The organism is Clostridium sp. DSM 8431 (genome assembly GCF_900116755.1).
Lineage (GTDB): Bacteria > Bacillota > Clostridia > Clostridiales > Clostridiaceae > Clostridium.
Genome location: NZ_FPBY01000019.1, coordinates 21,362 through 31,948, shown reverse-complemented (window position 1 = coordinate 31,948; position 10,587 = coordinate 21,362). Strand labels below are relative to the sequence as shown.

Genomic DNA, 10,587 nt, shown 5'->3' with positions numbered 1-10,587 from the left:
TCCTATCTCTACATATAGATTTCTCTATATGCTGACTATTTTGGCTACTAACTCATGACTAAAGTCACGAGTATGCGTAGCCATTCTAATCAAAAAGAAACTTTTTAGACTCATATTCTTTATCTATTAATTCTTTTATAAAATTCTCCGGGAAATCATTATCATAATACTCTATTGCTTTAAAAATCTTTTCTATACTGCTACCCATATTTCCTCCAACTTTATTAATACTATATATTCATTACTCTAACATTAACTATAACAAAAAAAACTTTTATATTCTACTAAAAAATGGAATATTTTTCTTTAATAGTTGCATACTTCAAAAAGAAATTATTTTTTAAAATTTCCTTTAAAAATATTTAATTTTTTTATTGATGTGATAAAATTTATATTAGTATTTTGTAAAATAAGGTGGCATTTATGAATTTAAAAGAAATAAGTGATATTGCTCTAAGTGTTGGTGAAATATTATTATCTAATGGTTCAGAAAACCATAGAATTGAGACAAGCATAAATAAAATATGTGAAGCTTATGGAATTAAAAATGAGCTTATTATATCTTCTGATGGGATACTTTTATTAGTTGAAGATTCTAATCTCAATAAATATACTTCTATAAGAAAAGTAAAAGATAAATGTGTTGATTTATATAAAATCGAATTAGTTAATTCTTTTTCTAGAAAGATATATGAAAATCCCATGAGTTATGAAGAAGCCAAAAAAAGTTTAACTAAAATAAATAAGGCTCCAACTTTTACTTTTAACGTAAGAACTTTTGCATCATGCATGACAGGTTTTATTTATACATTATTTTTTAATGGCTCTATAATTGATGGACTAGCTTCAGTGGTAGTTTGTCTTATTACATATATACTTTTTCAAAAAATGATTAAACTTGGTTTTTTTCAATTTTTAGATTACTACTTATCTGGAATTATAATTGGGTTCCTAAGTTTATTATCAAATTTTATTTTGCCTGAAATAAATCAAAATAACGTAATAACTGGCTCCATAATGATTCTTCTTCCAGGAGTTGTGTTAACTAATAGTATAAAAGATATGCTTTATGGAGACTATTCTTCAGGTGCAGCTAAATTTTTTGAGGCAGGTCTTATTATTGCCGCTGTTGGATGTGGAGTAATAACTTCGCTATTTATTGGTATGAAAGGAATCTAAATTATGTTAATAAAAATGACTATTTTATCTTTCTTAGGAAGTGTTTTTCCTGTAATTTTATTTAATATAGATAGGAAAAAAATTTTTTGGTGTGGTTTAGCTGGTGGGCTAGGCTGGATAGGTTATAGTATTACTTTAAGCCATACAAACAATTCTATAATTGCCTCATTTGTAGGGGCTATAATTGTAAATTTATATAGCGAACTTATGGCAAGAATTATACGTACTCCTGCATCTATGTTTTATATTCCTGGAATCTTTCCTCTTGTTCCTGGAATACTAGCATATAGCAGTATAACTAGTTTTTTAGAAAAAGATTATTCATCTGCATTAAATAATGGAATGCTTACTTTAGCAATTGGTATTGCAATTTCTTTAGGGATAATGATTTCATCGTCTTTAGTAAAATCATTATCAAAGCTAAAAAGTGGACAATAGATTTTTAATCTTGTCCACTTCTTTTATATGATTTATAAATCTGATAAAAAGTCTGTAGTAAGTCTAGCAGCTTCATTTATTTGATTTTCATCTGTTATATCAGCTTGATTGTCACCTTTTTGATATCCATAAGTTCCAAATCCAGCATGATTTCCACCCTCTATTTCTAAGATTGAAGACTTCTCTGGAAGAGCAGCATTTTTAACTTTATCTAATTTAGCAACTCCATCATTACTTCCGTAGATACTTAATACTTTCAAATCTGAGTTTTCCATTTTATCACCATTAGGATAAGAAGCATAGAATACAACACCACTTATACGATTATCCTTAAGGGCATAGTCAGCTGCCATTACTCCTCCTAAGGAATGTCCACCTATTGCCCAAGTTTCAATATTATCATATTTATTAATAATATCTTCAGCCTTATTAGGAGATAATATTGCTAAATCTAGTGTCATAGGAGCAATTACTACTAAATATCCTTGCTCTGCTATTTTACTACATAATTCACCATAAGCATCTGGTTCTACTTTTGCTCCTGGATAAAATATAAATCCTTTAGTTGGCTCAATACCATTATTCGGTTTATAAACTATGTATTCATCTCTATCTACGCTAACCGTAGCAGCACTAGCATTTAATGGTCCAAAAGACTTATATGTGGATTTTGCCCATATAAGAAATGATCCTAATATAAGTACTAGACAAGCAAGAATACATATGGCTATTTTCTTGAATAAACTTCCCTTTTTCGTAAAAATCACCTCATTCTTTTTCTCACAGCACTTATATTATATTTAATTAATCAAAAAAATTCCACTCTTACCACGCAATTTTATTAAAACTGTCGTCTTCTGGCGAAGCTGTTTTCTTTCCATCCTTTTGAGTCCAATAATATCCTGAATTCATCATCTGCTTTATTTTCCAAGTTGGTGTACTTGCTGATGGTGCAATATTATCAGTTAATTTTTTATTAAAATATTCTAAAGGTAAGTTAACCCCCTTTGAATATATATACCACTCTTTACCGTAGCAATGTTTAGCCATTTGATTAATTGATGAAACAAAGTCTGGATATATTTCTGCATAAGCTGTAATTTTTCTCATTTCCTCATTGCTATCTCCAATAAATAAGTCATTAATAGAGCTTGATCTATACATTTCAACAGCTACACCTTTACTTTCTAATTCCTTTATATATTCTCTGCAAACTTCTCCAGTCCATCTGCCACCCAAATAATCTTTTCCTCCCTTTGACCAAAATGGATCTAATAGAGCTATTCTATTTGGTCTTAACTTGCTTGAAATTTTACTAGAATTTATATCATTTTCAACAAGTTTAGCTGAGTTAGTTGCAAGCTGATTTCCTAATGAATGTCCAACAAATCTTATTTCTGTCCCCTTAAAATTCTTCATACAAGATTCATAATCTTTTATAAACATTTCAGCAACTGATTTTTTACTACCACTATATGCCTCATAACTTCCATCAACTTTTCTCCATCTTAATCCTATAGAAGTATTGTTACTCCAAACCTTTTTTTCTGCATTCTTCACTTCACCTTCATCAACAAATTGATTCCAATAAAATATACCTATGTTCCAACCATTGTCTATCCAGTAATCAGCTAAGTTATTGTCTATACCTAAACTTGCATTATTATTTTTGCTATTAAAAGTTATTCTATGTAATTGCTTTGTAGAATTGTTTTGCCATTCATAAAAAACAATAACAGTAGGTTTACTAGAATCAAAATATGGATTGCTTTGACCTTCAACATATTTTTCCGCTACGTCTCCTCTTCCATACCAGTGTCTTTCCATCAAATTCTATTGAAGCCTTAGCATCAGCTTTTGGTAAACATAAAAAAATCAGTGTAAACACTGATAAAGTAAGTAATATTTTTCTCATTTTTGCTCCCCCATTTCAACTATATAAAATTAGAGATATCTTTAAGTATGAATTTTACTTAAAAATATCTCTTTATAATCACATTAATAATGCATTATTTATCTAAAACCTTTAGTGTTGTGCTTACAACATTTTCTACTGTAAATCCAAACTTCTTAAATAATTCTTCTGCTTTTCCTGATGCTCCAAAGTTATCAAGTGAAATAACTTCACCATCAAGTCCAACATATTTATGCCATCCAAAAGAGCTTAAAGCTTCTACAGCAACTCTCTTTCTTACACTGTTTGGCATAACACTTTCCTTATACTCTGCATCTTGCTCATCAAATATTTCAAATGATGGCACACTGATTACTCTAGCATCTACACCCTTTGCCTTTAAGTTATCAGCTGCTTTAAATATAAGTTCTACTTCTGAACCTGATGCCATTAATAACACATCTGGTACTTCTTTTTCTGAATCTTTAAGAATATAAGCTCCCTTTAATGCTCTCTTTGCACATCCTTCATATAGCGGAAGCTTTTGTCTTGTTAAAACTAATGAAGTTGGAGTTTGTCCATTTGTTACTGCATAATACCATGCTGCTGCTGTTTCCTTTGAATCTGCTGGCCTAAATACAGTCATGTTTGGCATACTTCTAAGAGCTGCTAATTGTTCTATTGGTTGATGAGTTGGTCCATCTTCTCCAACGCCAATACTATCGTGAGTTAATACATAAGGTACAGGAAGTTTCATTAATGATGAAAGTCTCATTGCTCCCTTCATATAATCGCTAAATACGAAGAATGTCCCACAGTAAGGAATAAGTCCTCCATGTGCACACATACCATTAGTTATAGCTGCCATAGCATGTTCTCTAACTCCAAAGTGAAGATTTGATCCACTTCTATCTTCTGCCGAGTAATCTCCTCTATCATTCATATTAGTTTTGTTAGAAGGTGCTAAATCAGCAGAACCTCCAATTAAGTTTGGAATTAATTTAGATAATCTGTTAATTACAATTCCTGATGATTCTCTTGTTGCCTTAGCACTATCAAAGTTCCAGAAATCTTCATTATCTAATAAGGCTTGTTTATCAACTTCTCCACTCATCCACTTCTTATATTCAGCTGCTAACTCAGGATATTCTTTTGAATACTCATTAAATAAGTTATTCCATTCTTCTTCCTTAGCTTCTCCAGCCTTTTTGTATGTTTCCATATTTTTATATACTTCATCTGGAACATAGAAATCTTTTTGCTCGCATCCTAAAGTCTTCTTTAATTCAACTATATTATCTGCACCTAATGGTGAACCATGAGCTGCAGCCTTTCCTTGTTTAGCTGGACATCCATATCCAATTTGGCTCTTAACAACTATAAAGCTTGGCTTTGAAGTTTCCTTTTTAGCTTCATCTATCGCTTTAGCAATAGCTTCAATATCATTAGCATCTTCAACATTAAGAACTTGCCATCCATATGCTTCATATCTCTTAGCAGTATCTTCTCTAAATGCTATACTTGTATTTCCTTCTATAGATATATTGTTTGAATCATATAATACAATTAATTTTCCAAGACCTAATGTACCTGCAAGGGATGATGCCTCTCCTGATATACCTTCCATAAGACATCCATCACCAACTATTGCATAAGTATAGTGATCTACTACTTCAAATTTATCTTTGTTAAATTTATTAGCAAGGTAAGTTTCAGCAAGTGCCATACCTACAGCATTACAAATTCCTTGTCCAAGTGGTCCTGTTGTTATTTCAACACCTTTTGTATGTCCATATTCAGGATGTCCTGGAGTTAAGCTTCCTATTTGTCTAAATTGTTTTAAATCATCAACTGTTACTCCATATCCAAATAAGTGTAATAATGAATATTCAAGCATTGATCCATGACCTGCTGAAAGAATGAATCTATCTCTATTATCCCAATCAGGGTTTTTACCATTATGGTTCATTTTTGTCCATAGTGTAAATGCCATTGGAGCTGCCCCAAGTGGTAATCCTGGATGTCCTGAATTTGCCTTTTCTATTGCATCTGCTGATAATGTTCTTATCGTATTAATTGATAATTTATCTAATTCTTTATTCATTATAGCCCTCCCTATTTATTAAAAGCCTTTTCCCAGTCGGCTTTAAATTTTTCTAATCCTTGATCTGTTAATGGATGTTTAATCATCTGCATAATTATGTTATAAGGAACTGTTGCTATATCTGAACCAGCTTTTGCTGCCTCAATAACATGGATAGGGTTTCTTATACTTGCTGCTATTATTTCAGTTTTTATTCCCTGTACTTTAAAGATTTCAGCTATTGTTTTTACAAGATCCATACCTTCCATAGATATATCATCTAATCTTCCTAAAAATGGACTTACGTATGTTGCACCAGCATTAGCTGCTAAAAGAGCTTGATTTGCTGAAAAAACTAAAGTAACGTTAGTTTTTACTCCTTCTTTAGATAATACTTTTACAGCTTTTAAACCTTCAGCTGTCATAGGAATCTTTACAATCATATTCTTATGAATCTTAGCAATATCTCTTCCTTCTTTAATCATGCCTTCAGCATCTTCACTAATTACTTCACCACTTATTGGTCCATCAACTATTGAAGTTATTTCTTTTATAACTTCCTTAAAGTCCCTGCCTTCTTTAGCTATTAATGATGGGTTAGTTGTAACCCCTGAGATTACCCCCATATCATTAGCTTCTTTAATATATTCTACATTTGCTGTGTCTAAGAAAAGTTTCAATTTAATCTCCCCCATTTTATTTATTATTGCTTATTTAATTTCTAAAAATTCTTGAATAGGTACCATTGCAGCACCTAATAAATATGACTCTTTATATTCTGCCACTTGTATATTGCAGTTATTTTCATCTGTAAATAAGTTATTTTTATAGATATTTTCTCGAATATAATCTATATTTTCCTTTAGCAAACTATTTATATCTCCACCTATAATTATTTCTTTAGGATCAAGTATCATTATAAGATTAGATATCCCCACACTTAATGTTGTTAAATATTCTCTTAAAACTTTAACTGCATTCTCATCTTTCAATTTATACTTTTCTTCAAACTCATCAATGTCCATACAGTTTAAACCTGTTAAATTGTTATATTCCTCTAACAATGTATTAGTTGATGTATAAGCCTCTAAACAGCCTTTTCCACCACACTTACAAGGTTTTCCGTTCATAACAATTTTCATATGTCCCATTTCACCTGAAGAATTATTGTTACCTCTATAGACTTTTCCATCTATTATTATTCCAAGTCCAATTCCTTCAGTTATTGATACATATAATAAGTTATCTGGCTTATTTTCTTTATTTAAAAATTCATAATAAGCAGATAGATTGGCTTCATTATCCACATATACTGGTACATTAAACTTTTTTAATCTTTCTTTTATATTGAAATCTTTAATATTTAAAAAATAGCAATTTTTAATAGTTCCTGCTTCATAATCTACAGTACTTGGTATTGATAAACCAATTCCAAATAAGTTAATTATATCCACATTATTATCATACAATATTTTTTGAACATTTTCTTCTATTTTTTCTATTATTTTTTCTATACCTTCATTTTTGTGTCTAATTTTTATGCTATCAATAACTTTTCCTCTTAAATTAACAAGAGAAATTTTTATATGGTTAGCTGTTAAGGCAATTCCCATTGAATATCTTGAATTTTCATCTATCATAAAGGATATTGCTTTTCTTCCCCCAGTTGACTTTAAACTTCTAACTTCCTTTACAAGTCCTTCAGATATAAGTTCATTAATATTTGTAGAAACAGTAGTTATACTTATATTTAACTTTTTGGATATATCTAATTTTGTAATTTCAGTTTCCTTTAATAATAAAGATATTATTTTCTTCCTATTTGTTTCTTTTATCTTGCTGTGTGTTACTTCCATAAAGTTTTTTTATTTCTCCTCTCTAGTCTTCAAGGAATCATACTCCAAAATCCTTGATTCTTGGATAAGAAGAATTATATAATGCATAAACTTCATCATATACTTTCTTTAGGCTTTCATCTGGTTCTACCTTTGCACCACCTTTAATTATCTTATTACATGCCTCCTCTACAGAGTTATATATTCCAGTCCCAACTCCTGCTAATATAGCAACTCCAAGGGCTGGTCCTTCTGATGCTTTGATAGTTGTTAATGAATATTGGAAAATATCAGCTAATATTTTTCTCCAAACTTCACTTTCAGCTCCACCACCACTTATCCTTATATCTTCAATTTTTACATCCATACCTTCAATTATGTCAAGACAATTTTTAAGACTAAAACTTACTCCCTCTAATATTGAACGTACAAAATCATCATGATTATTTATTAATGAAACCCCTAAAAATGCTCCTTTTACATTAGGATCAAGATGAGGTGTTCTTTCACCCATAAGATATGGAAGATAAATTATTCCATTAGCCCCTGGTTTAGATTTGGCTGCCTCTTCCGTTAAAATGTCATAAACATCTTTTCCTGTAGCTTTGCTTTCATTAATTTCCTCTGTGCCAAATGTCTTCTTAAACCAATTTAAAGAAAGACCTGCTCCTTGAGTTACTCCCATTACATGCCACATGTTAGGTACTGCATGACATAGTGTATGAACTCTTCCAAGTTTATCAAACTTAGGTGTATCTGTTGAAGCAAATACAACTCCTGATGTTCCTATTACTGTCGAAATAACTCCTTCAGTAACAATTCCATTTCCAATAGCTCCAGCTGCTTGGTCTCCAGCTCCTCCTACTACAGGTGTTCCTGCTTCAAGCTTTGTAAGGTCTGCTGCCTCTTGTGTAACATGACCACTTATAACTACTGATTCATAGACATCTGCTAAAATATTTTTATCTATTTTAAGCTCATCTAATAATTCATAGCTCCAATTTCTTGTATTTATATCTAACATCTGCATTCCACTTGCATCAGAAACTTCAGTTGCAAATGAACCTGTTAATTTAAATCTTATATAATCCTTTGGAAGAAGAATCTTTTTTATATTATTATAATTTTCAGGCTCATTATTTCTTACCCATAGTAACTTTGAAAGAGTAAAACCTGTCATTGCTGGGTTACCAGTTATCTTAATTAGCTTTTCTCTTCCTATGGTCTCTGTTAAAAAATCACATTCCTTCTCTGTTCTTTGATCGCACCATATTATAGAATTTCTGATAACCTTATCATTCTTATCTAACATAACAAGCCCGTGCATTTGTCCACTTAAACCTATACCCTTAATATCTGATGCATTAACTTTGCTTTTTTCAATTACATCTTTTATTCCGTGAACACATGCATCCCACCAGTCTTCTGGATTCTGTTCTGCCCATCCTGCTTTAGGTTGAAATAATTCATATCCATATGTAGCAGTCTTTATAGTATTCCCATTTTCATCAAATAAAGCCGTCTTAGTTCCTGATGTCCCTATATCTAGTCCTAATAGATATCTCATAATTAAACCTCCAATACTAATTTAACAACACATTTAAAACAACTTTTTAAATGTTGTTTAATAAGTAAATTCTAAACCCTATTCACATATTAGTCAATTTATTGAAGCAATTATTTGTGTTTTTTCTCATTATTTTTTTTATAAGTTAGTGGTGTAGTACCTACATACTTTTTAAACTTACTATGAAAATAATCAATATTTTTATATCCAACTTTTTCACAAACTTGATAAACCTTTAGTTTATCATTTATTAATAATGATTTAGCCTTTTCTATTCTAATTTTATTTAACTTAGTATTAAAGTTTTCTCCTAATGCATTTTTTAATAGCTTTCCTAGGTAAGCACTATTATAATTAAATATTTCAGCTAATGTTTCTAATTTTATATCATTATAATAATTTTTCTCCATATAGCTTATAATTCTCTTTATATTATTATCTGCAGATCCTACATATACTTTTTTAGACATAGAAATAAGTTCATCATTCATGTAATTAAGTAACTCTTTTAAACTTTTCTTTGAATAAATATTATGAATTATATCCTCATTGCCTGAAATATCATTTTTATCTATTTCATAATCTTTAAATAACTTTAACCTAATATTTAATAAAGTATTCATGCAGATACTCTTTACTCTTTCTTCTGAATATTTATTTTGAAGAATATATGTTTTAAATAAATTTATTATTTCTTCTATCTTTTCATTATCTTGGACTTCTACGTAACTAACTACCTTGTCCATATATTCACTTATATTTTCAACTTCTACACATTCTTTTACTGATACACCTGAAGTAATAACTGATTCCTCTAAATATAAAAATTTATTCTTCATCATATTTAATGCATTTTTGTATTCATTCCTTATATTTAATAATGTTTTTTGCTCATTCGTAACTACAGCAAAAAATTCACTTTTCTCATTCATCTTTTCTTTTATACTTAATAGAGTCTTTATAATTCTTTCATACTTGATATCTTTAAAAATGGTAGCTACATATTGATTTACATTTATGATATCTATGTTATTTATATGTGCTAGATGTTTATTTATAAGATCATTTTTGCTATCTTCTGCAATGTTAATTAGTACTAAAGTGCTAGTTTCATCGCCTTCTAAATCATTAAAATCTTCTAATACTTCACCTGAAATTAATTTTTTTAATTTATCTTTTCTCACTAAAGTTTCATTTCCCTTAATACGATTATCCCTTTCAATTTCTTTCTTTATATTTAATACAGCTTCAAGAAGTTCATCTTCATCTATAGGCTTTAATATATACGATTTCACGCCATATTTCATAACTTTCTTTGCATATTCAAAATTTGAATATCCACTTAAAACTATAAACCTTCCATTAAACCCTGCTGCTCTAGATTCTCTTATCATATCAGTTCCAAGTTTTCCAGGCATCTTTATGTCCATTAATACTATATCTGGATTACACTTAAGTATCTTTCTATTTCCTTCATATGCATCTTCTGCCTCACCACAGATTTCAAAACCATTCCCTGCCCAATCTATCATTTTTCTTAATCCCATTCTAACATTAGGTTCATCATCAACAATTAAAACTTTAACCATTT

Annotated in this window: 10 protein-coding genes; 2 read left to right on the top strand and 8 right to left on the bottom strand. The window is 29.9% G+C overall.

The genetic code is table 11. The features are described 5' to 3' along the window. Nucleotides 1–85: 85 nt before the first annotated feature. Nucleotides 86–208 (bottom strand): hypothetical protein, encoded by a 123-nt coding sequence (locus BM384_RS18465; RefSeq protein ID WP_278280890.1) that lies wholly within the window; start codon nucleotides 206–208, stop codon nucleotides 86–88. A 215-nt stretch (nucleotides 209–423) separates the two neighbouring features. Between BM384_RS18465 and BM384_RS03365 the strand changes: the two genes are divergently transcribed. Together BM384_RS03365 and BM384_RS03360 are read left to right on the top strand one after the other, a co-directional pair. Next, on the top strand, nucleotides 424–1,179 hold the full coding sequence (locus tag BM384_RS03365; RefSeq protein WP_090011063.1) for a threonine/serine exporter family protein: 756 nt from the start codon (nucleotides 424–426) through the stop codon (nucleotides 1,177–1,179). 3 nt (nucleotides 1,180–1,182) lie between these two features. After that, nucleotides 1,183–1,617 (top strand): threonine/serine exporter family protein, encoded by a 435-nt coding sequence (locus BM384_RS03360; protein ID WP_090011061.1) that lies wholly within the window; start codon nucleotides 1,183–1,185, stop codon nucleotides 1,615–1,617. A 32-nt stretch (nucleotides 1,618–1,649) separates the two neighbouring features. Here BM384_RS03360 and BM384_RS03355 read toward each other — a convergent pair whose 3' ends face one another. The 7 genes from BM384_RS03355 to BM384_RS03325 form a co-directional block, all read right to left on the bottom strand. Next, complete coding sequence (locus BM384_RS03355; RefSeq protein WP_242945944.1) at nucleotides 1,650–2,384, bottom strand: alpha/beta hydrolase; 735 nt, start codon at nucleotides 2,382–2,384, stop codon at nucleotides 1,650–1,652. 58 nt (nucleotides 2,385–2,442) lie between these two features. Then, a complete protein-coding gene (locus BM384_RS03350) occupies nucleotides 2,443–3,444 on the bottom strand; it encodes a lipase family protein (RefSeq protein ID WP_242945943.1) in 1,002 nt (333 codons plus the stop codon). Between the two features lie 182 nt (nucleotides 3,445–3,626). Continuing rightward, nucleotides 3,627–5,615, bottom strand: a complete 1,989-nt coding sequence (tkt, locus tag BM384_RS03345; RefSeq protein WP_090011059.1) for a transketolase — start codon at nucleotides 5,613–5,615, stop codon at nucleotides 3,627–3,629. Between the two features lie 11 nt (nucleotides 5,616–5,626). Continuing rightward, the gene (gene fsa / locus BM384_RS03340; protein WP_090011057.1) at nucleotides 5,627–6,274 is read right to left on the bottom strand and encodes a fructose-6-phosphate aldolase; all 648 of its coding nucleotides are present in this window, start codon (nucleotides 6,272–6,274) and stop codon (nucleotides 5,627–5,629) included. A 30-nt stretch (nucleotides 6,275–6,304) separates the two neighbouring features. Beyond that, nucleotides 6,305–7,450: an ROK family transcriptional regulator gene (locus tag BM384_RS03335; RefSeq protein WP_090011055.1), complete on the bottom strand. Its 1,146-nt coding sequence runs from the start codon at nucleotides 7,448–7,450 to the stop codon at nucleotides 6,305–6,307. A gap of 37 nt (nucleotides 7,451–7,487) precedes the next feature. Then, on the bottom strand, nucleotides 7,488–8,996 hold the full coding sequence (xylB, locus tag BM384_RS03330) for a xylulokinase (protein WP_090011053.1): 1,509 nt from the start codon (nucleotides 8,994–8,996) through the stop codon (nucleotides 7,488–7,490). 110 nt (nucleotides 8,997–9,106) lie between these two features. Next, nucleotides 9,107–10,585, bottom strand: coding sequence for a response regulator transcription factor (locus BM384_RS03325; RefSeq protein WP_090011050.1), 1,479 nt, complete (start codon nucleotides 10,583–10,585; stop codon nucleotides 9,107–9,109). Between the last annotated feature and the right edge of the window lie 2 nt (nucleotides 10,586–10,587).

Bases quoted from the DNA above. Each gene is read 5' to 3' on its own strand.
- BM384_RS18465 (WP_278280890.1), bottom strand. From the start codon at position 208: ATGGGTAGCAGTATAGAAAAGATTTTTAAAGCAATAGAGTATTATGAT.
- BM384_RS03365 (WP_090011063.1), top strand. From the start codon at position 424: ATGAATTTAAAAGAAATAAGTGATATTGCTCTAAGTGTTGGTGAAATA.
- BM384_RS03360 (WP_090011061.1), top strand. From the start codon at position 1,183: ATGTTAATAAAAATGACTATTTTATCTTTCTTAGGAAGTGTTTTTCCT.
- BM384_RS03350 (WP_242945943.1), bottom strand. From the start codon at position 3,444: ATGGAAAGACACTGGTATGGAAGAGGAGACGTAGCGGAAAAATATGTT.
- tkt (WP_090011059.1), bottom strand. From the start codon at position 5,615: ATGAATAAAGAATTAGATAAATTATCAATTAATACGATAAGAACATTA.
- BM384_RS03335 (WP_090011055.1), bottom strand. From the start codon at position 7,450: ATGGAAGTAACACACAGCAAGATAAAAGAAACAAATAGGAAGAAAATA.
- xylB (WP_090011053.1), bottom strand. From the start codon at position 8,996: ATGAGATATCTATTAGGACTAGATATAGGGACATCAGGAACTAAGACG.
- BM384_RS03325 (WP_090011050.1), bottom strand. From the start codon at position 10,585: ATGGTTAAAGTTTTAATTGTTGATGATGAACCTAATGTTAGAATGGGA.